The organism is Klebsiella sp. 7-CIP_Kleb. (assembly GCF_050378655.1).
Lineage (GTDB): Bacteria > Pseudomonadota > Gammaproteobacteria > Enterobacterales > Enterobacteriaceae > Klebsiella > Klebsiella quasipneumoniae.
Genome location: NZ_JBNRLJ010000006.1, coordinates 105,922 through 129,727 on the forward strand (window position 1 = coordinate 105,922; position 23,806 = coordinate 129,727).

Sequence of the window (23,806 nt, forward strand, 5' to 3'; positions counted from 1 at the left end):
AAAACCGCGCCAGCATGAACCGGACGCGGTGCAAAACAGGCCCTAATTACCAGCCAGCGGGCAGGTAGCCTACCGCGGACGCTATCGCGTAGACGGCGCTGCAAAGATACAACAACACAATGAAGCATTGGATAAGCGGATGGGTCATCCAGGCCGGACAGGTCCAGCCCGGCGTCAGGTCGCCACGCTGGCGGGCGCCCTTGAGCATCAGGATCGGCATAATCGATAAAATAACGCCGCTGAACACCCCGGCAAAATAGAGCGCGTTGACGAAGGAGACCATGCCGCTGTAGGCCAGCGCGAACGGCGGGATCGCCACCACCAGCAGCACCATCAGGCGACGGGCGGGCTGTTCGTCATTCCCCAGGCGGAACTGATCGAAGATATTGGTCAGGAAGCTGCCGCCCAGTCCCCAGTAGGAGGTCAACATCGCGCACAGCGCAAACAGGTTGGCGGAGAAGAAGGCCCATTCGCCAAGCGCCCTGCCCCAGGAGATGGTGGCCACATCCGAAATATTCTCCAGGCCGTTAAGCGAGATCACCGACAGCGGCACCAGCGCCAGCAGGGTAAAGGTCAGCGCCATGCCGACCATAATGGCTTTAGGCAATTTTTCCGGTTTGTCGGCGAAGCCCCGCGCCATTTCCGGGACGATATACTGTGCCGAGAAGCAGAACGCCACGACGTTGAAGACCGGAACCATATACAGCCAGTTGCCGTCGAGCAGATAGCCCACGCGGGTGGTCTCTTTCAGCAGCGTGGCAATCACCAGCACCGAGATCATCACTACCATGCCGATGCTGATAAATTTCTCGCCGCGGCCGATCGCCTTCAGCCCCAGATAGAGCACCCCTGCCGCCGGGACGAAAAACAGCACGCTGCCCAGCGCCGGCGAGATGCCAAACAGCGAGTGCAGCAGCTTGCCGCTGCCGGTCATATAAGCCGTCAATGCCCCGACGCTGTTGACGCAGACGGAGAGGAACATCATTAGCGCGCCGAAGCCGCCGACGTAGCGCTTTGATAATCCGCTGAGCTGCAGATGTTTACGCGTGCGGAGCGTGGATTCCGCGACATAGAGCATGGTCACCGTGGTCAGGCTGCCCACCAGCACCAGCCAGAACAGCAGCGGTAAGAAGCCCGCTTTGCTTGACGCATAGGCGATAGAGAGGACACCCGCGCCAATATTGGTACCGACAATCATCGATACCCCTTCGACGAAGCTCAGAGATTTTGCAGGGACAGCCGTACGTTCCCGGCCGGTGAGGACGGGAGAAAAGGTGGAGTTTTCAGACATAATACTTTCCGTTTTACTCCGGCGGTTTTCACCGCCGGAAAAAAGGTGATATCAGGGTGATAAACCACTCACGCTGAGCATAAACAGCCGGCTGCGGCGTCCTGTTTCTGTTCGGCTTCCCTGCCGCCGCAGCCCGCCGGGGAGACGTTAGCTCTTCAGTACGCGCGCCAGAATATCCAGCGCTTTCGAGAACTGGGCGTCCGGAATCGTCAGCGGATAGAGGAAGCGGATCACGTTGCCGTAGACGCCGCAGCTCAGCAGCAGCAGGCCGTTCTCCTGCGCTTTCTGTTGCACCTGGCGGGTGAACTCCGGCGACGGCTCGCCAGTTTGCGGATCGTTAAACTCCACTGCCACCATCGACCCCCGGCCGCGGACATCGACAATCGCCGGACAGGTGGCGCGCGCCTGGTTGAGCACTTCCTGCAGATGGCTACCCAGCTGCTCAGCGCGCTGGCACAGCTGCTCTTCGGCAATCACATCCAGCACCGCGTGCGCCGCGGCCACCGCCAGCGGGTTACCGGCATAGGTCCCGCCCAGTCCGCCTGGCGCTGGGGCATCCATTACCTCGGCGCGACCAACGACGCCCGACAGCGGGAAACCGCCGGCGAGGCTTTTCGCCATCGTCATCAGATCCGGTTTCACATCATAATGCTGCATGGCGAACAGCTTGCCGGTACGAGCGAAACCGGTTTGCACTTCATCGGCGATCAGCAGAATGCCGTGGGTATCGCACAGGTCGCGCAGCGCCTGCATGAAATCGGCCGGCGCGACGTTAAAGCCGCCTTCCCCCTGGATCGGCTCGAGGATGATGGCCGCGACCTGATCCGGCGCAATATCCGCTTTGAAAATGCGCTCCAGGCTTTTCAGCGCATCCGCGGTGGTCACGCCATGCGCCGCATTCGGGTAGACACCGTGATACACCGAGCCCGGGAACGGCCCGAAGCCGATTTTGTAGGGTGCGACCTTACCGGTGAGGGCCATGGTCATAAAGGTACGGCCGTGGAAACCGCCGCCGAAAGTTATCAGCCCCGGACGACCGGTGTAAGCGCGGGCAATTTTCACCGCGTTCTCGACCGCTTCCGCGCCGGTGGTGAAGAAGGCCGTTTTTGCCGGCCCGTCAATCGGCGCCAGATCGTTGATACGTTCCGCCAGCGTGACATAGCTTTCGTACGGCACAATCTGATAGGCGGTGTGGGTGAACGCCTGCAGCTGGTCAGCGACCGCGGCGACCACCTTCGGATGACGGTGACCGGTATTTAACACGGCGATACCGGCGGCGAAATCGATCACCTCATTGCCTTCGATATCCCAAAGCGTGGCGTTCTCCGCCTTCTCGACAAAGTAGTTACACATTACGCCTACGCCGCGCGGCGTCGCCTGCTGGCGACGTTGATTCAGTTCTGAGCTTTTCACCTGCGAATCTCCTGTCGTGTATGTCACGTTATCGCAACAAATTAGAAACGATGTCGTTTATTTACACAGGAGTTGGCCCTATAATCGAGTACCAATTTTGAATATCTGAGGGATCCAATTGCGTTCGCTGGTGGGTGACCTGGTGCTGGTCCGTCTGCAGGAAGAGCGCGACCCTCTTCTGCACAAACGCTTATACAACGCGCTTCGCCGCGCGATCCTTGACGGTTCGCTGGCGCCGCAAAGCCGCCTGCCGCCGTCGCGGGACCTGGCGGGAGAACTCGGCGTATCAAGAAACACCATATTAACAACTTATGAACAATTACTGGCGGAAGGATATGTGGTTTCCCGTCGGGGAAGCGGAACATTCGTTGCCCAAACCGCCTCTGAAAGTTCCTTGACCGCTAAGGGTGAGCGGGAAAACAGCAGCATCGCGACATCGACGGCGCATCTTTCACGCCGCGGCCAGCACCTGCTCGGCCAGGTCAGCGCCAGCCCGCGCCAGTGGGGAGCGTTTATTCCCGGCGTACCGGACGTTAACGCCTTTCCCCATCCGCTGTTCAGCAAGATCCAGGCGCGCATCAGCCGTCGGCCAAAGCCCGAGCGGCTCAGCTACAGCTGCAACGGCGGTACCCCGGAGCTGCAGCAGGCGCTGGTGGATTATCTGCGGGTATCGCGCGGCGTCCACTGTCAGGCAGATCAAATTCTTATCACCGAGGGGATCCACCAGGCTATCGATCTGGTCACCCGCATGCTGTGCGACAGCGGCGATCTGGCGTGGGTGGAGGAGCCTTCCTACTGGGGCATTCGCCACCTGCTGGCGATGAACGACGTCCGGGCGGAGCCCCTGACCGTCGATGCCAACGGCCTGTGTCCGCCGGAAACGGTTGACGATGCGCCGCGGCTCATCTTTGTCACCCCCTCTCACCAGTATCCGCTGGGCGCAGTGATGAGCCTTGAACGTCGTCAGCGGCTGCTGGCGCTCGCCCGCCAGCAGGGGAGCTGGATCGTCGAAGATGATTATGACAGCGAGTTTCGCTTTTCCGGCCAGCCCATCCCCGCCCTGCAGGGGCTGGTGGCCGACGCGCCGGTGGTCTATATCGGCACCTTCAGTAAAACGCTCTATCCCGGCCTGCGTCTGGGCTATGTGGTGATCCCCCGTCCGCTGGTCAGAGATCTGAAGCACGCCCACGCCGAGCTTTACCGCGGCGGCCATTCGCTGATCCAGATGGCGCTGGCGGAGTTTATTACCGCTGGCCACTACTCGGCCCATATCCGCCGCATGCGCCTGCTCTACAGCCGTCGCCGCGCCTTTTTAACCGAGCTGATTCAGCGGCACTGTATGCCCGACGCCCTGTCGGACTTCAGCGATAATGCCGGGCTGCATTTGATCCTCAATTTACCGGAAGAGGCTGACGATGTGGCGATCGCCCGCGAGGCCAATGCGCGCCACATTCTGGTGCGGCCGCTCTCGCGCTACTACCTGACGGCGGCGCGTAAGAAAGGATTATTGATGGGATTTGCCAGCCAGCCCGAGGAGCAGATGGCGTCGGCATTCAGCGTGCTGATCGGCTGCCTGCGGACGCACTGTCCAGAGGTGCTGCGGCCCATGGATGGCGCAGAAAAACAAAACGCCCCAACCTGAGGCGGGGCGTTATCGGGTTGCCTGGCGTCAGGCAGGGGTGGCGTATCAGGCTTCGATCGCCGCACGCAGTTTTTTCATGGCGTTCTTTTCCAGCTGACGCACGCGCTCTGCGGAGACGCCGTAGCGGTCAGCCAGCTCCTGCAGCGTGGACTTGTTGTCTTCGTCCAGCCAGCGGGCGCGGATGATATCCTGGCTACGCTCGTCCAGGCCCTGCATCGCGTCAGTCAGCTTATTCGCCGCCTGTTCTTCCCAGTTATCGTCTTCGATGCCATCGGCAAAGTTTGACGTTTTGTCCTGCAGATACAGGACCGGCGCCATCGGCTGGCTGTCGGATTCATCGTCCGACGACATGTCGAACGTCATGTCCTGGGCCGCCATGCGGGATTCCATCTCGCGGACGTCTTTGCTCGACACGCCCAGCTCACGGGCCACCATTTCCACTTCATCCTGGTTGAACCAACCCAGACGCTGCTTGGTTTTACGCAGGTTAAAGAACAGCTTACGCTGTGCTTTGGTGGTAGCGACCTTCACGATACGCCAGTTGCGCAGCACGTATTCGTGAATTTCGGCTTTAATCCAGTGCACGGCGAAGGAGACCAGGCGCACACCCACTTCCGGGTTGAAGCGACGCACGGCTTTCATTAGGCCGATATTGCCTTCCTGGATCAGATCCGCCTGCGGCAGGCCATAGCCCGAGTAGTTACGAGCAATGTGAACAACAAAGCGCAGGTGAGACAGAATCAGCTTTTTCGCTGCTTCCAGATCGCCCTGGTAATGCAGCTTTTCAGCAAGCTCCCGCTCTTCATCAGCCGACAGCATCGGCCAAGTGTTAGCGGCCCGGATATACGATTCCAGGTTACCAACGGGGGCTAAAGCTAAAGTTTGCATTTCTTTGGTCATTCAAATCCTCTCAATTGATATCTTCTGACGTGGTCTTGTCCCCATCAGGCAACAAGCATGCCAGCATTCATGAGCAACGAGAATATCACTCACATTAGTATCAGACAGTGATTTTATCCACAAGTTCCATGCAACGGTGTGAATAAATTACGCACAAAATGTGACACCACGATGAAAAAGTGAGGGCAGGAAAAGGAGAACAAGCTTGCGTATCTTTCCCTGCGAACAGGAACTCATTGCAGCAGGGAAAGATTATATCACGCTTTTTTTAATCGGGAGTAAAGTGACGTAAATGTTGCACTGTCGCCAGCCAGGCGGCTACCCAGCCGATCATCGAGCAGACGATCAGCATCAGCAGACACTCGTCAAAGCCTAAGCCGCTTAGCTCAAACTGGGTGCCGAACACCTTCGCCACTTCGGTCACTGCCGACGAGAGACGCATCACCAGAATCTCCGACAGGATCAGCGATAAAAACGCGCCGGAGAAGCCCAGCATCGCCCCGCCGTAGAGGAACGGACGCAGGATAAAGCCGTCGGTGGCGCCGATCAGTTTCTGCACGTTAATGGTATCGCGGCGGGCGAAGATGCTCAGGCGCACGCTGTTGCCGATCACCAGGAACACCGCCGCCACCATCAGCACGCCAATCATCGCCGACACGCGGCCCACCAGCCCGGTGAGCGAGGAGAGGCGGGCAAACCAGCTGTCGTCCATCCGCACCTCATCGACCCCCTGGATCCGCGATACCCGATCGCGCAGGGTGTTCAGCGCTTCCGTGCTCTGGAAATCCAGCTTCGGCACCACGATGGCGACCGCCGGCAGCGGGTTCTCTTCCAGCATATCCAGGGCGCCGCCAAAGCCGGACCAGTTACGGAATTCACCCAATGCCTCGTCACGTGACAAATAGTTCACCTTGTCGACGCCCTGCTCCGCCTGCAGCTGACCTACCACCCGCGCCGCGGCGTCGTCATCCAGCGTTTTTTCCAGATACACGGTGATCTGCGGCGAGGGATAGTACTGTGACGCCGCGCTGCTGACGTTTTTGTAGACCATGTAGCAGACGCTTGGCAGGGTCAACGAGATGGCGATAACCATCACCGTCAGGAAGGTGGCCAGCGGTGTGCTTTTTAAATCCTGGAGCGCGCCGTGCCAGGCGTAGCGCACCTGCTCGTTGAACACGTTGCTCTTACGCGAGGCCGGGTTAGGCGCCGCTTTCGGCCGTTTTGGCGCATTGCGCCCGCCGCCGCCGCCGCCCGCCGCGTTGCGCAGGCGATCGAACTTGCTGCCGAACTGGCGGATTTGGTTCATTGCGTCGCGCTTATTCACCCCGAATGCCTCCATGCAGATGGCCGTCGCTGAGCGTCAGCACGCGGTACGGACGGCTGGAGATAAGCCCCAGATCGTGCGTGGCCATCAGTACCGTCACCCCGACGCGGTTAAACTCTTCAAACAGACGTAAAATCCCCTCCGAGAGCGCCTCGTCGAGGTTACCGGTCGGTTCATCTGCCAGCAGTACCGCCGGCTTGTTGACCACCGCGCGAGCGATCCCCACGCGCTGCTGCTCACCGCCGGAGAGCTGAATCGGAAAGTTCTTCGCTTTGTCCAGCAGCCCGACCTTGTCCAGCGCCGCCGAGACGCGGCGACGAATGTCATCGCCGCTGGCGCCGGCGATAATCAGCGGGATCGCCACGTTGTCATACACGGTGCGATCCATCAGCAAATGGTGGTCCTGGAAAATCATGCCGATCTGGCGGCGCAGGAACGGCACCTCACGGCTCTTCAGGCGGCTGATTTCATGACCGCTGAAGAAGATTTTGCCGGCGCTGGGCCGTTCGATACCACAGATAAGCTTCAGCAGGGTACTTTTCCCTGCGCCGGAGTGGCCGGTCAGAAACGCCATCTCGCCCGGCTGCAGGTGGAAGTTCACCCCCTGCAGCGCTTGTCTCCCACCGAGATAGGCTTTGCTGACTTGTTCAAAGCGAATCATTCTTAATCCTCTCGGGCAAAAAGTGCCTCAATAAAGTCGCCCGCATTAAACGGACGCAGATCCTCAATACGCTCGCCGACGCCAATATAGCGAATCGGAATGCCGAACTGGTCGGCCACCGAGAAGATCACGCCGCCTTTGGCGGTGCCATCCAGCTTGGTCAGGGTGATCCCGGTCAAACCTACCGCCTCATGGAACAGTTTGGCCTGGCTAATCGCATTCTGCCCGGTGCTGGCGTCGATGGTTAACATCACCTCATGCGGCGCGTCGACGTCCAGCTTTTTCATCACCCGGACGATCTTCTTCAGCTCTTCCATCAGGTGCGATTTATTCTGCAGACGCCCGGCGGTATCGGCAATCAGCACATCAACATGGCGCGCCTTCGCCGCCTGAATGGCGTCGAAAATCACCGAAGCGGAATCGGCGCCGGTGTGCTGGGCGATCACCGGGATATTGTTACGCTGCCCCCAGACCTGCAACTGTTCTACCGCCGCCGCACGGAAGGTATCCCCCGCCGCCAGCATCACCGTTTTGCCCTGCTGCTCAAACTGACGCGCCAGCTTGCCGATGGTGGTGGTTTTCCCCACCCCGTTCACGCCGACCATCAGAATAACAAATGGCGTTTTGCCTTCAACGTTCAGCGGCGCATCCACTTTGGCGAGAATCTCACCCATCTCTTCTTTCAGCAGGCCGTACAGCGCCTCCGCATCGCGCAGCTGCTTACGGCTGGCGCCCTCAGTGAGGTTAGTAATGATCTTGCGGGTGGTCTCCACCCCGACATCAGCGATCAGCAGCTGCTCTTCCAGCTCTTCAAACAGATCGTCGTCGATCTTCTTACCGCGGAACAGGCTGATAAATCCGGAACCGAGATTTTCTTTTGTTTTCAGAAGACTACGTTTTAGGCGGGCAAAAAAGCCTTCTTTCGTCGGTTTTTCCTGCTCCTGGGCCAGTTCTTCCACCGGCGCCTCGTCTTCTGGCGCCGGCACCACCACCGCCGCCTCTTCTGCCGCCTCGGCCGCCAGCGCCTGCGCTTCCAGCTCTTCATCGCTTAACGGCGCGTCCTCTTCCGGCGCTTCCGTCTCCTGCGGCTGGGCAACAGCATCCTCTACAGGCTGCTCAGCCACGACCTCCGCCGCCACCGGTTCGGCGATAACCTCTTCCGCCAGCGACTCAACCACCGCAGGCTGTTCAACCGGTTCGCTGACCGCGGGCTCCGGTTCAACAACAGGCGCTTCTTCGGTCAGAGCAGGCGCTTCCACCCACTCTTCTTCCTGCGCGCTGGCAGGCTCCGCAAGGTGGGCCTTTTCGTTTTCGACCACCGTCTCGGTGACGTCGACGACCTCTTCGGCAAACGCCTCCGGGTCCGCTTTCGGCGCGCTCGGCTCGGCAGGGGTTTCCGCCGCCGGTGTCTCATCGGCAACCGCTTGTTGTTCTTCTATTTTTTGTTCAGTCTCGGTTTCCTGTGCCTGTTCTTTCTGTCCAAAGCCCAGCCAGGAAAAGAAGCCACGTTTTTTCTCTTTTGCCATTTGCGACCACACTCCTCGCTGTTTATTCATGGCGCAGCTTCATCAGAAGCTGAAAAAATGATGAAATTAGTTGGATAGTCTATCACTTAACTTAACTCGCAGCACCGCCCCCGGATTAAGGTTTCGTCAACCGCCGTCGATCGCTAGAATAGCAGGCCGGAAGTTGAGACTTGAGCAGAGAGATGAAAAAACCAAACCACGCGGGCAGCGGTCAGATCCGCATCATCGGCGGGCAATGGCGCGGCCGTAAATTACCGGTGCCGGAGAGCCCGGGCCTGCGGCCGACCACCGACCGGGTTCGCGAAACCCTTTTTAACTGGCTGGCGCCGTCCATCGTTGACGCGCACTGCCTCGACTGCTTTGCCGGCAGCGGCGCGCTGGGGCTTGAGGCGCTGTCCCGCTATGCGGCCAGCACTACGCTACTGGAGATGGAGCGCGGCGTCGCTCAGCAGTTGCAAAAAAACCTGGCCACCCTGAAAGCGGATCGCGGCAAGGTGATCGCGACCAACACCCTCAGCTTCCTGAGCCAACCGGGCACGCCGCATGAGATCGTATTCGTCGACCCACCGTTCCGTCAGGGGCTGCTGGAGGAGACGCTGCGCCTGCTGGAAACGCAGGGCTGGCTGGCCGATGAGGCCCTGGTGTACGTCGAAAGCGAAGTCGAAAACGGTTTACCGCCGGTACCGGCAAACTGGCATCTGTATCGTGAAAAAGTGGCCGGACAGGTCGCGTACCGTCTTTACCAACGTGAGGCCCAAGGAGAGCACCATGCTGATTAATTTAGGCCGCCTGCTGATGCTGTGCGTCTGGGCCTTTCTGTTATTGAATCTGTTTCAGCCCTTCCCGAAGCCGCTGAATATCTTCGTCAACGTCGCGCTGATTTTTATGATCCTGATGCATGGCCTGCAGCTGACGCTGCTCAAGGCGACGCAGCCGAAAGATGCCCCGCCGCTGGGCCGCTTTGAGCAAATCCGCATTTTTATCTTCGGCGTGTTTGAGCTCGTCGCCTGGCAGAAAAAACTGAAGGCGACGCTGAAGAAATAGTCCTGACAAGGGCTCAGGGATCGGGCGTAAACGCCACGAACGCTGTGCCCTTATAACTCAACATCCCGCGATCGCCGACGCTCAGCGCATGATACTGCGGCGCGTCAAGGCGAAACACCACCTCCAGCCCGCCGCTCTCAGGGCGAAAGCTCGCTTCATAGCGCATCTCGCTGCCCGCAGGCGTCACCGTCTGCTGGCGCGAACGCCGATCGTTAATCACTTTTTCCCGCTTATTGCTGACGATCACCCGCTTTTGCAACACCGGCGCGGCGTCGTTCGCCAGTTTTTCGCGGCGCTGCTGCACATAGCGAAACGAAGCCGCCACCACAATCACCGCGACGACCAGAACAAAAAAGAGCGGCATTTTACTCATTAAGGTTACCCATAAAAAATATCAGGAATCAGCATACTGCGACTGGAATAACATTGTCATCTGCTGCGCCAAACCACTACACTGAGTGGTAGCTTCACGCATCCGTAACTTTCTTTATGATAACAGATACAGGGACTTACTATGCTTTGGTCATTTATTGCTGTCTGTTTCTCCGCATGGCTTTATGTCGATGCATCCTATCGCGGGCCGGCCTGGCGACGCTGGGTATTTAAACCTGTCACCCTGATTCTGTTGCTGTTGCTGGCCTGGCAGGCGCCGATGTTCAATGCCATCAGCTACCTGGTGCTGGCTGGCCTGTGCGCCTCGCTGCTCGGCGACGCCCTCACCCTGCTGCCGCGTCAGCGGGTGATGTACGCGGTGGGCGCCTTCTTCCTGTCGCATCTGCTGTATACCATCTGGTTTGCCAGCCAGCTGACGCTGTCGTTCTTCTGGCCGCTGCCGCTGGTGCTGCTGGTATTCGGCGCCCTGCTGATGGCGGTGATCTGGAGCCGCCTGGAAGAGATGAAAATGCCGGTGCTGACCTTTATCGGCATGACGCTGGTGATGGTCTGGCTGGCCGGTGAGCTATGGTTTGCCCGCCCTACCGACACCGCGCTGTCCGGTTTCGCCGGCGCCGCTCTGCTGCTGCTGAGCAATGCCGTGTGGCTGGTAAGTCACTATCGTCGCCGTTTCCGCGCCGATAACGCCATTGCCGCCGCGTTTTACTTTGCCGGCCACTTCCTCATCGTGCGCGCACTGTACCTGTAATTTAGTCCTTGACTCTGGAGTCGACTCCAGAGTGTATCCTACGGCTAATGAGAAAATTATCATTTACCGGAGGGTGCCATGTCGACTCCAGACGCGCAGGATAAAAAAGTCCCACAATTCTCGTCATTCACCATGCGGCCAGCGCCCGCCCCGGCGGAGAGCTGCTGCACAGACCACGCCTGCGCCGCAGAGACCGCACCAGCCGCCGAAGCGCTTAGCGACGCCCGCTACAGCTGGCAGGTTGCCGGCATGGACTGCGCCGCCTGCGCCCGCAAGGTGGAAACGGCGGTTCGTCAGGTGCCCGGCGTCAGTCAGGTTCAGGTGCTGTTCGCCACGGAAAAATTATTGGTTAACGCCGAAGGCGACGTTCGCGCTCAGGTTGAGCAGGCGGTACGTCAGGCAGGCTATACGCTGCGCGATGCCGATGCCTCCGCGTCAGAGAAAACGCAGGGCTCGCGGCTGCGCGACAATTTACCGTTGCTGACGCTGGTCATTATGATGGCCCTGAGCTGGGGGCTGGAGCAGGCCAACCACCCCGCCGGTCAGTTAGCCTTTGTTGCCACCACCCTGGTCGGCCTGTGGCCGGTTGCCCGTCAGGCGCTGCGCCTGATCAAAAGCGGGAGCTGGTTCGCCATTGAAACGCTGATGAGCGTCGCCGCCATCGGGGCGCTGTTTATCGGCGCCACCGCGGAAGCGGCGATGGTCCTGCTACTGTTCCTGATCGGCGAGCGTCTCGAAGGCTGGGCCGCCAGCCGCGCGCGGCAGGGCGTGAGCGCGCTGATGGCGCTGAAGCCCGACACCGCCATCCGTCTGCGCAACGGCGTGCGGGAAACCGTCGCCCAGCGTGACCTGCGCCCCGGAGATGTGATTGAAGTGGCTGCCGGCGGGCGTCTGCCGGCGGATGGACAACTGCTGTCGCCGTTTGCCAGCTTTGATGAAAGCGCCCTGACCGGCGAGTCGGTGCCGGTGGAGCGCCAGGCCGGAGAACGGGTAGCGGCGGGCGCCACCAGCGTCGACCGCCTGGTGCAGCTGACCGTGATCTCCGAACCGGGCGACAGCGCCATCGACCGCATCCTGAAGCTGATTGAAGAGGCGGAGGAACGTCGGGCGCCGATCGAGCGTTTTATCGACCGCTTCAGCCGGATCTACACTCCGGCCATTATGGTGGTGGCCCTGTTGGTGGCCATTGTCCCGCCGCTGTTCTTCGCCAGCGCCTGGCTGCCATGGATCTATAAAGGCTTAACGCTGCTGTTGATCGGCTGCCCGTGCGCGCTGGTCATCTCCACCCCGGCGGCCATCACCTCCGGCCTGGCGGTCGCCGCCCGACGCGGGGCGCTGATCAAAGGCGGCGCGGCGCTGGAACAGCTGGGCCAGGTGCGCCAGGTGGCGTTCGATAAAACCGGCACCCTGACCGTCGGGCAGCCGCAGGTGACCTCGGTCATCACCACGGCTGAGAATGACGACAACGCGCTGCTGGCGCTGGCGGCGGCGGTGGAGCAAGGCTCCAGCCATCCGTTGGCGCAGGCCATCGTCCGCGAAGCGCAGCGGCGCCAGCTGAGCATTCCGCTGGCCAGCGGCCAGCGGGCGCTGGCAGGTTCCGGTATCGAAGCCGAGGTCAACGGCAGCCGGATTTTAATCTGCGCGGCCAGCAAAGCCGCCCCGGCAGAGCATGAGGCGCAGATCCAGCAGCTGGAGAGCGCCGGGCAAACGGTGGTGCTGGTCATGCGCGGCGAGACGCTTCTCGGCATCCTGGCGCTGCGCGACACCCTGCGCGACGACGCGCGTCAGGCAGTGGATGCCTTACACCAGCTGGGGGTGCAGGGGGTGATCCTCACCGGGGATAACCCGCGCGCCGCGGCGGCCATCGCCAGCGAACTGGGGCTGGAATTCCGCGCCGGCCTGCTGCCGGCGGACAAAGTCGAAGCGGTGATGGCGTTGAATGCCGATGCGCCGCTGGCGATGGTCGGCGACGGCATCAACGACGCCCCGGCGATGAAAGCGGCGACCATCGGCATCGCCATGGGCAGCGGTACCGACGTGGCGCTGGAGACTGCCGACGCCGCGCTGACCCACAACCGTCTGACCGGCCTGGCGCAGATGATTTCCCTGGCGCGGGCGACTCACGCCAATATCCGCCAGAACATCGCGATTGCCTTAGGGCTGAAGGGGATTTTCCTTGTCACCACCCTGCTCGGCCTGACCGGTCTGTGGCTGGCGGTGCTGGCGGATACCGGCGCCACCGTGCTGGTAACGGCTAACGCGCTGCGGTTATTGCGTAAGAAGTTGTAGCATAGATACCGGCTTCCCTGCTCGCGCTACGCTTAGCAGGGCTACGGTTCCAGACCGTCGGGTAGCCCGGATAAGGCGCTACGCGCCGCCATCCGGGGTATTCCCTGCTCGCGCTACGCTTAGCAGGGCTACGGTTCCGGACCGTCGGGTAGCCCGGATAAGGCGCTGCGCGCCGCCATCCGGGAGAGGCTCAGTGGCTTTTGCGGATCAGGTAGCGGTACGGCAGGGCTTCGGTTTCCTGGGCCACCAGCTCATGCTCCATAAAGCGGCAGAATCCCGGGATATCGCGGGTGGTGGCCGGATCGTCAGCAATAATCAGCAGCGTCTCGCCCACCGGCATCGTCCGCACGGTTTTACGCACCATCATGACCGGCTCCGGGCAGCGGAGTCCCAGGGCATCCAGAGTGTGGTCAGGAGTGGAGAAAAGTTCGCTCATTTTAGTCTCACGTCAACAAAACGGCCCTAGTTTACCCCCTGCTCGCCAGTACGCAAGCCAGGTTAACGTTTGCGCGAAAAACAACCATTGCATTACGCCGGCAACGCAGTATCATGCAGCCGTTTTTAATTGGGTTCCCTCACCCCAACGTTCCGCTGCCGATTGCTCATTTACCTGAAGCATGACGGGCATAAAAAGGTCACAATATGAATCCGTTTACTACCGTACAGCGCAAAAAAGCGCTCGTCTGGCTTTCGCTATTTCATCTGCTGGTGATTACCTCCAGCAACTATCTGGTTCAGCTGCCGATCTCCATCTTTGGTTTCCATACCACCTGGGGCGCGTTCAGTTTTCCGTTTATCTTCCTCGCCACCGATCTGACGGTGCGAATTTTTGGCGCACCGCTGGCGCGACGTATTATTTTTGCGGTGATGGTCCCGGCGCTGGTCATCTCCTACGCCATCTCCGCCCTGTTTTACATGGGCGAGTGGCAGGGCTTCGCCGCGCTGGGCACCTTTAATCTTTTCGTCGCGCGCATCGCCATCGCCAGCTTTATGGCCTATGCGCTGGGGCAGATCCTTGACGTCCACGTCTTCAACCGCCTGCGGCAGAGCCGTCACTGGTGGCTGGCCCCCACCGCCTCGACGCTGTTCGGCAACATCAGCGATACCGTAGCGTTCTTCTTCATCGCCTTCTGGCGCAGCCCGGATCCGTTTATGGCCGCTCACTGGGGGGAGATCGCCCTCGTCGACTACAGCTTTAAAGTGCTTATCAGCATCATTTTCTTCCTGCCGATGTACGGCGTTCTGTTAAATATGCTGTTGAAAAGGCTGGCGGATAAATCTGATTTGTCGGCATTGCAGCCGAGTTAAAGGTACTCGCGGGCTGATGTGTTAAGATAGCCGGATGAGCCATTAGTGGCCGTTTATCGAAAGGAAGATGTCAATGCGCAATTTGGTTAAATATGTCGGTATTGGCCTGCTGGTGATGGGGCTTGCCGCCTGCGATAACAGCGATTCAAAAGCGCCAACCGTTGGCGCAGCAGCGGAGAGCAATGCCAGCGGCCAGGCAATCAGCCTGCTGGATGGCAAGCTGAGCTTCACCCTGCCTGCGGGCATGGCCGACCAGAGCGGCAAACTGGGTACTCAGGCGAACAACATGCACGTCTATTCTGACGCCACCGGCCAGAAAGCAGTCATCGTCATCGTCGGCGACAGCACCAATGAAGACCTGGCGGTGCTGGCGAAACGCCTGGAAGATCAGCAGCGTAGCCGCGACCCGCAGCTGCAGGTGGTGAGCAATAAGTCGCTGGAGATCAAAGGTCATACCCTGCAGCAGCTGGACAGCATCATCTCCGCCAAGGGGCAGACCGCGTGGTCTTCCGTACTGCTCGGCAAAGTGGATGACAAACTGCTGACCCTGCAGGTCACCCTGCCGGCGGACAACCAGCAGCAGGCGCAGACCGAAGCGGAAAGCATCATCAGCACCCTCACCATCCAGTAATTACTGGCCTGGTGCGACGGCCTCCGGTTCGCCACCCGGGGGCCGTTTTTTTAACCGCCAGCCCAGCAGCAGCGCCGCCATCACCAGACCTGCCGCCGCCAGATATATCACCGGGATCCCGGTCCACGCCATCAGCAAGCCGGCCAGCGGCCCGGTGACGCCTAACGACAAATCCATAAACACGGTATAGGTGGCCAGCGCCGACCCCTGGTTATGCTGCGGCACCGCTTTCACCGCCACCACGCCCAGCGCCGGAAAGACCAGTGAGAACCCGGCCCCGGTAAGAAAGGTGCCGATTTTCGCCAGCAGCGGCGTATCGGCAAAGCCGACCAGCAGCAGGCCGATGATCTCCACGCTAAAGCAGAGCATCGCCACGTTCAGCCCGCCGAGGCGGTTAATGGCATTGGGAAACAGCAGCCGCGCGCCAACGAACGCGCAGCTGAACAGCGTCAGGGCGAAGGCCGCCCCGTCCCAGCCTTTGGCGTCATAAAACAGCGTGATAAAGGTGGCGATAACCCCGAAACCGGCGGAGCCCAGGGCCAGCGCCATGCCGTAGGGCCACACCCGCCCGAGTACCGCGCGAAACGACATTGCTTTGCCTTTCGCCGCCTTCACCGCTGCGCGGGGCAGCGCGCAGAGGATAGCCGCCAGCGCAACCGCCATAATGACCCCGGCCAGGCCGCTGAGGCCAATGTACGAATAGCACAGCACGCCGAGCGGGGCGCCCATCGCCATCGCCCCGTAGGTCACAATGCCGTTCCACGAGATCACCCGCCCGATATGCAGCGACCCAACAACGCCGACGCCCCACAGCGTCGAGCCGGTGCCGGCAAAGCTCTGGCCGATGCCGAGAATGACCCGCCCCAGGCATAGCAGCAGCAGGCTAACCAGCGGCCAGCCGCTGCTCCAGGCGGCAAGCAGGTAGCTCAGGCCGCTTAAAAAGCAGCCGCAGAGGCCGAAGACAACGATCTTTTTGGGCCCCAGCAGGTCAGCATAGCGCCCGGCGTGCGGGCGGCTGAGCAGCGTGGCGAAATATTGCAGACTAATCACCAGACCGGCCCAGAAAGCGCTAAAGCCCATTACATCATGCACATAGCCGGGAAGCACCGCCAGCGGCAAGCCGATGGTGAGATAGCTGGCAAAGTTAAAGATGACGACGGAGACAATCCGCAGATTGAGGCGCAGTCCAGTGAGCGCCGGTTCGGCGACGGGTTCGGGCATCAGGTTCCACCAGATTTCGACAACCAGCTTTCACTATTACCACGCTGGCGGCGGAAAAGCAGCTCGCCTTTCAGAATATTGGCAGTCGGCGAACCGCTACACTTATCAGGCGCGACTCACAAAAGGAATACCTATGTCCCCTCCGCAGGCTGATAAAGCCGGGCTCCATATTTTACTTAAGCTGGCGGCGCTGGTGATTATCCTCGCAGGGATCCACGCCGCCGCCGATATTCTGGTGCAGCTCCTGCTGGCGCTGTTTTTCGCTATCGTCCTCAACCCGCTGGTCACCTGGTTCATTCGCCGCGGGGTGCGGCGCCCGTTCGCCATTACCCTGGTGGTGACGGCAATGCTGGTGATGCTCACCGCGCTGCTTGGCGTGCTGGCGGCGTCGCTCAATGACTTTGTCGCCATGCTGCCCGATTTCAACCGCGCCCTGACGCGTAAGATCGTCCAGCTCCAGGAGTATCTCCCCTTTCTCAACCTGCATATCAATCCGGAGCGCATGCTGCGGCGTATGGATTCAGAACGGCTGATGACCTGGGCCACAACGCTGATGACCCAGCTTTCCGGGGCGATGGCCAGCATTGTGCTGCTGGTGATGACGGTGATCTTTATGCTTTTTGAGGTTCGCCACCTGCCCTACAAACTGCGTTTTGCCCTCAATAACCCTCGCCTGCATATCGCCGGGCTGCACCGGGCGCTGAAAGGCGTTACCCACTATCTGGCTTTGAAAACGCTGATCAGCCTGTGGACCGGGCTGATTGTCTGGCTGGGGCTGCTGGCGATGGGGGTGCAGTTCGCGCTGATGTGGGGGGTGCTGGCATTCCTGCTGAACTATGTGCCGAATATCGGCTCCGCCATCTCCGCCATCCCACCCATGCTGCAGGCGCTGCTGTTCAGCGGCATCTATGAGTGCCTGCTGGTCGGGGCGCTGTTTCTGGTGGTGCATATGGTGCTGGGCAACATGGTGGAGCCGCGCATGATGGGCCACCGGCTGGGGATGTCGACCCTGGTGGTGTTCCTGTCGCTGCTGGTCTGGGGCTGGCTGCTGGGGCCGGTGGGAATGCTGCTCTCGGTGCCGTTAACCAGCGTCTGTAAAATCTGGATGGAGACCACCGTCGGGGGCAGCAAGCTGGCGATCCTGCTCGGCCCGGGGCGTCCCAAAAGCCGGCTCCCCGGCTAGCGGCGTTTCACCGGCCAGAAGATGGTCAATACGCCGGCGACGATAATCGCCACGCCCAGCAGCGATTGCCAGTAGAACGGCTCATGCCAGCCGGGCAGCCAGATGGCGGCAGCCCACACCAGGATATAGCTCAGGCTCAACAGCGCATACGCTTTTGATAACGGTAGACGGTGGAGGGCAAAGTACCAGCAGACCATTGACAACAGGTAGCCCAGCAGGCCGAAAAACAGGCCGAAGGTACCAGGCTCGAAATGCAGCAGATGCTGGAGAAAGGCCAGAATATCGGTCAGCGGCGGCAAGGCCACCATGGCGCTGCGCAGCAGCAGCTGCGCGGCGCTGACAAGGCCGACGCTGAATAATGCCCAGAGAAAGCCCATCAAACGCTGGTCCCCAGAATGACAATGCCCACGACGATCAACCCGACGCCAAACCAGTGGCGGCGAGCGACCGGCTCATGCCAGATGCCCCAGCCCGCGAGGGTGACCCAGACGAAGTTCAGGCTCAGCATCGGATAGGCGATGCTCACCGGAATAGACTGCAGGACGCTCAGCCACAGCAGCATGCCGCAGCCGAGGCATAGCAGCGCCATCCCCAGCCAGAAGAGTATATGGCGACTCCGCCGTCCGCGACGGGACGGGCGGGTCGCCTGTTTCTGGCACAGCTGTCCGGCGCAGCTCAGCAGGCTGGCGAAAACCAGACAGATCCAGACGCTCATTGCGGCAGGTACTGAAGGAAGACCACCCGACCCAGCTCATAGGCGTTATCGGGTTTCGGTAACGGTAAGTCGACCATACTCTCTCCTTTATCCATCAACAGCACCAGCGAGACCGGCCCCTGCTGACGGTGCGTGGCCAACCAGTCGGCAAACCCGGCCTGGCTGACAAAGCTTCCCTGAGCGTCCGGCCAGTCGAGACCGTACTTCAGCTCACCCTGTTTGTCGAACATAATAATATCGCTTCGCTTCAGCTCCCAGGCCAGGCCGCCGGCGATCCCGACGTTGTTCGTCAGGACGTAACGGCTGGGCTGCAGGGATTCGCTGACGATATCCACGAGGAACTGCGGCTGTTTGCTGTCGATAACCCGGTCCGGAATGGCGAAGCCCACCAGCAGCGCCAGGCCAAGCGGGCAAAGCGCCGCCAGGCTCCAACGGCGGCCAGCGTCTTTCATCGCCAACCAGCCCATCAGCGCCCAGACGGCGAAGGCGATGGCCGCCAGCAGACATTTATACAGCTCAATCTTGGTCCACACCGGCTTGTGCATCACGCCCCAGGGCGAGACCACCAGCACGGCGATCAGCCCCAGCAGGCCAAAGCCCAGGTTGATCATCCCATTGATGCGCAGCGCTTTCGCGCCGGTCTTCGCCGCCTCCAGCGCGTAGCGGGCCATCAGGATCGACAGCGGCGCAAAGCACGGCAGGATATAGGTCGGCAGTTTGCCTTTAGCAATACTGAAGAACAGGAACGGCATCGCCACCCAACCGAGCAGATACAGCGCGCCGCGGGCCTCATCGCGCTCACGCCAGCCGCGCTTCAGCGCCCCTGGCAGCAGGGCCAGCCACGGCAAGCTGCCGGCGATCAGGAATGGGATGTAGTACCAGAATGGCGCTTTATGCTGGGCGTCTTTTTCGGCGAAACGCTGAATATGCTCGACCCAGAAGAAATAGCGCCAGAAGTCCGGCTCGCGCTGGGCGATAGCCAGCCCCCAGGGCAGCACCACCAGCGTACAGACGACCACCGCCAGCCAACCGTAGGTCAGCACTTCACGCCAGCGTTTACGGGCGATCACCCACGGCAAAACGCCCACCACCGGCACCGCCAGCGCAAGGAAACCTTTGGTCATCACCCCCATACCGCAGGCGACGCCCAACAGCACGTAACCCAGTATTTTGCCGCCGCGGCTCTGCGCCTGCGTCGCGCCCCAGAAGCTGCACATCGCCAGCGCCAGCCACAGGGTGATCATCGGGTCCAGCACCGCATAGGTACCAATCGCATACACCAGCATCGCGGTGAGAAAAATCACTGGCGACAGGACGGCTACCCGCTTATCGCGAAAGATGCGCCACGCCAGCCAGGCCACCAGCACGGCGGTCATGGTGATGGCGAAGACCGACCCGAAGCGTACGCCGAAGTTATTATGGCCAAACAGCCACTGGCCGACACTGTTGATCCAGTAACCGGCAATCGGCTTTTCGAAGTAGCGCAGCCCGAGAAAATGCGGCACCACCCAGTCGCCGGTGGCCAGCATTTCACGGCTGATCTCCGCATAGCGTGTTTCATCGGGTTGCCAGAGCAAACGGAAATTGAGCGGCAGCAGGTAATACAGCGCAAACAGCGCAATCAGAGAGACGCCATAGCGAATGCTTTTCATCAAACACCCGAAGTCAGTAATTGTTCACGTCCGAGCCAGCCTTCCCGGCCAGCCAGTTCACCCCGAACCACTTTGCCGGACGGCAGCTCGCTAAAGTCAGCGGGCAGCAGCTGGCTCAGTGGGCAAAACTGAATTTCTTCTTCCGCCGCCATGGTCAGCAGTTCATCGAACTGATCGGCATAGGCAATACCTTCCACTTCGGCGTGAATGGTATAGACCGGCACGCCAGGGTCGCGATGGATGCAGTCGAGGAGATAGCGGTTAAAGCCGGCGATATCCACCGCCGTGCCCACCGCCTCGTCCCAGGTCGGCAACGTGACCGGGATCTGCACCGTACCAGAGACGCCGCTGCCGAGCTGGGGCAGAAACGGCCGCGTGCCGCGACAGTCGCTGTTGTAGAGAAAATCGAAGGATTCTTTGGCTTTCACCACCCGCTGATCGGCGCGCCAGCCGGCAACGGCCGAACAGGTGACCGGGCGGCCGATGATGCGCTCGAGCTCCAGCAGGCCACGCTCGACCTCCAGCGTCAGCCGTTCCTGCGGCCAGACGCCGCTCCACGCCTGCCAGCTGTAGTGGTCCCAGGCGTGCAGGCCCACTTCATGAGACTCGGCGGTCGCACGGATCACCGCCTCGTTCCCCGCGCCGATGCGGCGTCCCGGCCACGCGGTGCCGGCCAGCAGAATATCCCAGCCGTACAGCGAAGCCGCTCTGGAACGCAGCATCTTCCACAGAAACTTCGGTTTTACCAGGCGCCACAGGTGACGCCCCATATTGTCCGGCCCGACGCTGAAGAAGAAGCTTGCCTGAATCCCGTGCTGGCCTAGCAGGTCCAGCAGCCGCGGAACACCGTCCCGCGTCCCGCGAAAAGTATCGACATCTATGCGTAAGCCGACCTGTTTCATGGATGTTTAGCGTCCACCAGTTCTACCGTGCGCAGGAAGAAGTCCAGCGTATGCTCAACGGTCTCTTCCATCTCCACCTTCGGCTCCCAGTTCAGGCAGCGTTTGGCGTTGCGGATGCTCGGTTTGCGATGCTCAACGTCCTGATAGCCCTTGCCGTAGTAGTCGCTGCTTTCCACTTCGCGGAAGCCGGCAAACGGCGGGAAGCGATCGCGCAGCGGATGGCGTTCGAAGCAGGCCAGCAGCATCTCCGCCAGCTCTTTGATGCTCGCTTCGTTATCCGGGTTACCGATGTTGATGATCTGCCCGTCGCAGCGGCCGTCTTTGTTCTCGATGATGCGGAACAGCGCTTCGATACCGTCGCTGATGTCGGTGAAGCAGCGCTTCTGCTTACCGCCTTCGATGAGCTTGATCGGCGAGCCTTCCACCAGGTTGAGGATCAGCTGGGTGATGGCGCGGGAGCTGCCGATACGCGCGGCGTTGAGGTTATCCAGACGCGGCCCCATCCAGTTGAACGGACGGAACAGGGTGAACTTCAGGCCATTCTTATCGCCGTAGGCCCAGATCACGCGGTCCAGCAGCTGCTTGGAGACCGAGTAGATCCAGCGCTGTTTGTTGATCGGCCCGACCACCAGGTTGGAAGTATCTTCGTCGAAGTTTTTGTCGGTGCACATGCCGTACACTTCAGAGGTCGACGGGAAGATGATGCGCTTATTGTATTTCACGCAATCGCGGATGATCTTCAGGTTCTCTTCGAAATCCAGCTCGAACACGCGCAGCGGGTTGCGGGTGTACTCGATAGGGGTGGCGATAGCTACCAGCGGCAGCACCACGTCGCATTTCTTAATGTGATATTCGATCCACTCGGAGTGAATGCTGATATCGCCTTCCACGAAGTGAAAACGCGGGCAGTCGAGGAAACGGTTGATGGCGTCGGAGCCGATATCCAGGCCGTAAATCTCATAGTTGTCGTCCTGCAGCAGGCGTTCGGTCAGATGGTTACCGATAAAGCCATTGACGCCGAGGATCAGCACCCGGGTACGACGCTTAACCGCCACCACCGGTTTGCTGCTGATCACCGCCCCGGACACCAGGCCCAGCGCCTGCGCCAGCTGGGCGCCCTGCATGTACACGCCGCGTTCGGTCTGGCCGGTGACAATCTCCAGCGCCCCTTCCTGGCACGCCACGATCAGCGGTGCAACGGAGATAACGGTGCCCGGTTTGGCTGCAGGTAGATCACTGCGTACACGGGATTTCCAGACAATAAATTTGTTCGCGCCAGCGTAGCCGAAGGCCCCCGGCCACGGATCGGAGACCGCGCGCACCAGATTGTGCAGCGTCTGCGCCGGCTGCTCCCAGTCGAGGCGGCCATCTTCCGGGGTGCGCCGTCCCACATAGGTCGCCTGGCTGTGATCCTGCGGACGTTCATCGGTGGTTCCGGCGAGGATCGCCGGCAACGCCTGGCTCAGCAGCTCAGTGGCGGCAGCGCACAGCTTGCGGTGCAGCGTCAGGGCGGCGTCATCCGGGCCAATCGCCACGGTTTGCTGAGCGACGATATCGCCGGCATCCGCGCGGTTCACCATCCGGTGCAGCGTCACGCCGGTTTCGCTTTCGCCATTGACCAGTACCCAGTTCAGCGGCGCGCGGCCGCGATATTTCGGCAGCAGCGAACCGTGTAGGTTAAACGCCCCTTTCGGCGCAAGACTGAGGATCTCATCGCCCAGCAGGTTGCGGTAGTAGAAGGAGAACAGCACGTCCGGCTTCATCTCGCGGATACGCTCAATCCACAGCGGATGGTTCACGTCTTCCGGCGCCCACACCGGAATGCCCTGCTCGGCGGCAAGGCGCGCCACGGAGCCAAAGAAATGGTTTTCGCCAGGGTTATCCGGGTGGGTGAAAATAGCAGCGATATCATATCCAGCGTCCAGCAGAGCCTGGATACCGGTGCAGCCCATATCGTGATAAGCGAAGACTACGGCTTTCATGAACGATCTTCCTCTTTAGATGCCGTTTCCGGCTGGCGAACAACACGTTGAATAAAGTAGCGGGGACGCGCACGCACGTCGTTATAGATGCGTCCGATATACTCCCCGAGCAGGCCCATCCCGATAAACTGAGCGCCGATGAACATAAACAGCACGGCGAAGAGCATAAATACCCCTTCCGCCGCCCACTGCGGGCCAAAGGCCAGACGCAGCACCACCAGCATCAGGCCAAAGGCGAAGCCCAGCAGGGCTATCACGCTGCCGAAAATGCTGAGCAGACGCAGCGGCGTGGTGGTCAGACAGGTCACCAGGTCGTACATCAGGTTGATCAGGCGCATAAAGCTGTATTTGGAGTCGCCGAATTCGCGCTCGGCGTGCATCACCGGGATCTCCACCGCGCGCCGGGCGAAGGTATTCGCCAGGATCGGGATAAAGGTGCTGCGCTCATGGCAGTTGAGCATGGCGTCGATGATATGGCGGCGGTAAGCGCGCAGCATGCAGCCGTAGTCGCCCATCGCTTTGCCGGTGGTGCGCTGGATCAGGCGGTTGATCATCTTCGACGCGGTTTTGCGGAAGATGCTGTCCTGACGGTTCTGGCGAACGGTGCCCACCACGTCGTAGCCTTCATCCGCCTTCTCTACCAACCGCGGGATCTCTTCCGGCGGGTTTTGCAGGTCGGCGTCAAGCGTAATGATTAAATCGCCGGTTACATGGCTGAAACCGGCCATGATCGCCGAGTGCTGCCCGTAGTTACGGTTTAACAGCACGGCGACGACGTGACTGCCTTCCGCCTCGGCAGCTTCGGTGAGCATGCGCGCGGAATCGTCGCTGCTGCCATCGTCGATCAGCAGAATTTCATATTGCCGCCCCAGCGTGGCGCAGGCGGTATCCGTACGACGAAGCAGCTCCGGCAGGCTATCCTGTTCGTTATAAACCGGAATAACCACCGAGACCTTCTTCACGGGAGGGTAAGTAAGCATA

The 23,806-nt window shown here is 60.5% G+C and carries 23 protein-coding genes; 8 read left to right on the forward strand and 15 right to left on the reverse strand.

From position 1 onward, the window contains the following. Positions 1–46: 46 nt before the first annotated feature. Complete coding sequence (locus ACQUTI_RS19480; RefSeq protein WP_017899980.1) at positions 47–1,291, reverse strand: aromatic amino acid transport family protein; 1,245 nt, start codon at positions 1,289–1,291, stop codon at positions 47–49. A 147-nt stretch (positions 1,292–1,438) separates the two neighbouring features. Further along, a complete protein-coding gene (locus ACQUTI_RS19485; RefSeq protein WP_004202103.1) occupies positions 1,439–2,704 on the reverse strand; it encodes a 4-aminobutyrate--2-oxoglutarate transaminase in 1,266 nt (421 codons plus the stop codon). 118 nt (positions 2,705–2,822) lie between these two features. Here ACQUTI_RS19485 and ACQUTI_RS19490 point away from each other — a divergent pair, with 118 nt between their 5' ends. Beyond that, complete coding sequence (locus tag ACQUTI_RS19490) at positions 2,823–4,346, forward strand: PLP-dependent aminotransferase family protein (RefSeq protein WP_428923343.1); 1,524 nt, start codon at positions 2,823–2,825, stop codon at positions 4,344–4,346. Positions 4,347–4,391: 45 nt separating this feature from the next. Here the strand turns inward: ACQUTI_RS19490 and rpoH are convergent, their stop codons facing one another. From rpoH to ftsY, 4 genes are all read right to left on the reverse strand, one after another. Next, positions 4,392–5,246: an RNA polymerase sigma factor RpoH gene (gene rpoH, locus ACQUTI_RS19495; protein WP_002920815.1), complete on the reverse strand. Its 855-nt coding sequence runs from the start codon at positions 5,244–5,246 to the stop codon at positions 4,392–4,394. Between the two features lie 268 nt (positions 5,247–5,514). Next, a complete protein-coding gene (gene ftsX, locus ACQUTI_RS19500) occupies positions 5,515–6,570 on the reverse strand; it encodes a permease-like cell division protein FtsX (RefSeq protein WP_002920816.1) in 1,056 nt (351 codons plus the stop codon). Continuing rightward, positions 6,563–7,231 carry a cell division ATP-binding protein FtsE gene (gene ftsE, locus ACQUTI_RS19505; RefSeq protein WP_004202097.1) on the reverse strand — a complete coding sequence of 223 codons (669 nt, stop codon included), beginning with the start codon at positions 7,229–7,231 and terminating at the stop codon, positions 6,563–6,565. The genes ftsX and ftsE overlap by 8 nt, the downstream gene beginning before the upstream one ends. 2 nt (positions 7,232–7,233) lie before the next feature. Continuing rightward, positions 7,234–8,757 (reverse strand): signal recognition particle-docking protein FtsY, encoded by a 1,524-nt coding sequence (gene ftsY, locus ACQUTI_RS19510; RefSeq protein ID WP_122542142.1) that lies wholly within the window; start codon positions 8,755–8,757, stop codon positions 7,234–7,236. Positions 8,758–8,939: 182 nt separating this feature from the next. On the opposite strand from ftsY, the gene rsmD reads away from it, so the two are divergent. Then, complete coding sequence (rsmD, locus tag ACQUTI_RS19515) at positions 8,940–9,536, forward strand: 16S rRNA (guanine(966)-N(2))-methyltransferase (protein ID WP_017899982.1); 597 nt, start codon at positions 8,940–8,942, stop codon at positions 9,534–9,536. Then, positions 9,526–9,801, forward strand: a complete 276-nt coding sequence (locus ACQUTI_RS19520; RefSeq protein WP_004202092.1) for a DUF1145 family protein — start codon at positions 9,526–9,528, stop codon at positions 9,799–9,801. The genes rsmD and ACQUTI_RS19520 overlap by 11 nt, the downstream gene beginning before the upstream one ends. Before the next feature lie 13 nt (positions 9,802–9,814). On the opposite strand, the gene ACQUTI_RS19525 is transcribed toward ACQUTI_RS19520, so the two are convergent. Next, positions 9,815–10,165 carry a DUF2500 domain-containing protein gene (locus tag ACQUTI_RS19525; RefSeq protein WP_025999214.1) on the reverse strand — a complete coding sequence of 117 codons (351 nt, stop codon included), beginning with the start codon at positions 10,163–10,165 and terminating at the stop codon, positions 9,815–9,817. 150 nt (positions 10,166–10,315) lie between these two features. On the opposite strand from ACQUTI_RS19525, the gene ACQUTI_RS19530 reads away from it, so the two are divergent. Both ACQUTI_RS19530 and zntA read left to right on the forward strand, forming a co-directional pair. After that, the gene (locus tag ACQUTI_RS19530) at positions 10,316–10,942 is read left to right on the forward strand and encodes a lysoplasmalogenase (protein WP_004202090.1); all 627 of its coding nucleotides are present in this window, start codon (positions 10,316–10,318) and stop codon (positions 10,940–10,942) included. Between the two features lie 78 nt (positions 10,943–11,020). Next, positions 11,021–13,231 carry a Zn(II)/Cd(II)/Pb(II) translocating P-type ATPase ZntA gene (gene zntA, locus ACQUTI_RS19535; RefSeq protein WP_062914634.1) on the forward strand — a complete coding sequence of 737 codons (2,211 nt, stop codon included), beginning with the start codon at positions 11,021–11,023 and terminating at the stop codon, positions 13,229–13,231. Between the two features lie 190 nt (positions 13,232–13,421). Here the strand turns inward: zntA and tusA are convergent, their stop codons facing one another. Beyond that, complete coding sequence (tusA, locus tag ACQUTI_RS19540) at positions 13,422–13,667, reverse strand: sulfurtransferase TusA (RefSeq protein WP_002920858.1); 246 nt, start codon at positions 13,665–13,667, stop codon at positions 13,422–13,424. A 206-nt stretch (positions 13,668–13,873) separates the two neighbouring features. Here tusA and ACQUTI_RS19545 point away from each other — a divergent pair, with 206 nt between their 5' ends. After that, positions 13,874–14,539, forward strand: coding sequence for a 7-cyano-7-deazaguanine/7-aminomethyl-7-deazaguanine transporter (locus tag ACQUTI_RS19545; RefSeq protein ID WP_004202088.1), 666 nt, complete (start codon positions 13,874–13,876; stop codon positions 14,537–14,539). A gap of 73 nt (positions 14,540–14,612) precedes the next feature. Continuing rightward, positions 14,613–15,170 (forward strand): DcrB family lipoprotein, encoded by a 558-nt coding sequence (locus tag ACQUTI_RS19550; RefSeq protein WP_017899984.1) that lies wholly within the window; start codon positions 14,613–14,615, stop codon positions 15,168–15,170. Here ACQUTI_RS19550 and ACQUTI_RS19555 read toward each other — a convergent pair whose 3' ends face one another. Beyond that, positions 15,171–16,391: an MFS transporter gene (locus ACQUTI_RS19555; RefSeq protein WP_122542139.1), complete on the reverse strand. Its 1,221-nt coding sequence runs from the start codon at positions 16,389–16,391 to the stop codon at positions 15,171–15,173. A gap of 133 nt (positions 16,392–16,524) precedes the next feature. Here ACQUTI_RS19555 and ACQUTI_RS19560 point away from each other — a divergent pair, with 133 nt between their 5' ends. Further along, positions 16,525–17,574 carry an AI-2E family transporter gene (locus ACQUTI_RS19560; RefSeq protein WP_004202085.1) on the forward strand — a complete coding sequence of 350 codons (1,050 nt, stop codon included), beginning with the start codon at positions 16,525–16,527 and terminating at the stop codon, positions 17,572–17,574. On the opposite strand, the gene arnF is transcribed toward ACQUTI_RS19560, so the two are convergent. From arnF to arnC, 6 genes are read right to left on the reverse strand one after another with little or no spacing between them, the layout of a single operon-like run. After that, positions 17,571–17,951, reverse strand: a complete 381-nt coding sequence (gene arnF / locus ACQUTI_RS19565; protein WP_023319275.1) for a 4-amino-4-deoxy-L-arabinose-phosphoundecaprenol flippase subunit ArnF — start codon at positions 17,949–17,951, stop codon at positions 17,571–17,573. The genes ACQUTI_RS19560 and arnF overlap by 4 nt on opposite strands. After that, on the reverse strand, positions 17,951–18,289 hold the full coding sequence (gene arnE / locus ACQUTI_RS19570) for a 4-amino-4-deoxy-L-arabinose-phosphoundecaprenol flippase subunit ArnE (protein WP_004202083.1): 339 nt from the start codon (positions 18,287–18,289) through the stop codon (positions 17,951–17,953). Before arnE ends, arnF begins: the two co-directional genes overlap by 1 nt. Further along, positions 18,286–19,941: a lipid IV(A) 4-amino-4-deoxy-L-arabinosyltransferase gene (arnT, locus tag ACQUTI_RS19575; RefSeq protein ID WP_004202082.1), complete on the reverse strand. Its 1,656-nt coding sequence runs from the start codon at positions 19,939–19,941 to the stop codon at positions 18,286–18,288. The genes arnE and arnT overlap by 4 nt, the downstream gene beginning before the upstream one ends. Then, entirely contained in the window at positions 19,941–20,843 is a 903-nt protein-coding gene (gene arnD, locus ACQUTI_RS19580; RefSeq protein ID WP_004202080.1) for a 4-deoxy-4-formamido-L-arabinose-phosphoundecaprenol deformylase, read from the reverse strand. Before arnD ends, arnT begins: the two co-directional genes overlap by 1 nt. Then, positions 20,840–22,825 (reverse strand): bifunctional UDP-4-amino-4-deoxy-L-arabinose formyltransferase/UDP-glucuronic acid oxidase ArnA, encoded by a 1,986-nt coding sequence (gene arnA / locus ACQUTI_RS19585; RefSeq protein ID WP_428923344.1) that lies wholly within the window; start codon positions 22,823–22,825, stop codon positions 20,840–20,842. The genes arnD and arnA overlap by 4 nt, the downstream gene beginning before the upstream one ends. Further along, positions 22,822–23,805 carry an undecaprenyl-phosphate 4-deoxy-4-formamido-L-arabinose transferase gene (gene arnC, locus ACQUTI_RS19590; protein WP_004202077.1) on the reverse strand — a complete coding sequence of 328 codons (984 nt, stop codon included), beginning with the start codon at positions 23,803–23,805 and terminating at the stop codon, positions 22,822–22,824. Before arnC ends, arnA begins: the two co-directional genes overlap by 4 nt. Between the last annotated feature and the right edge of the window lies 1 nt (position 23,806).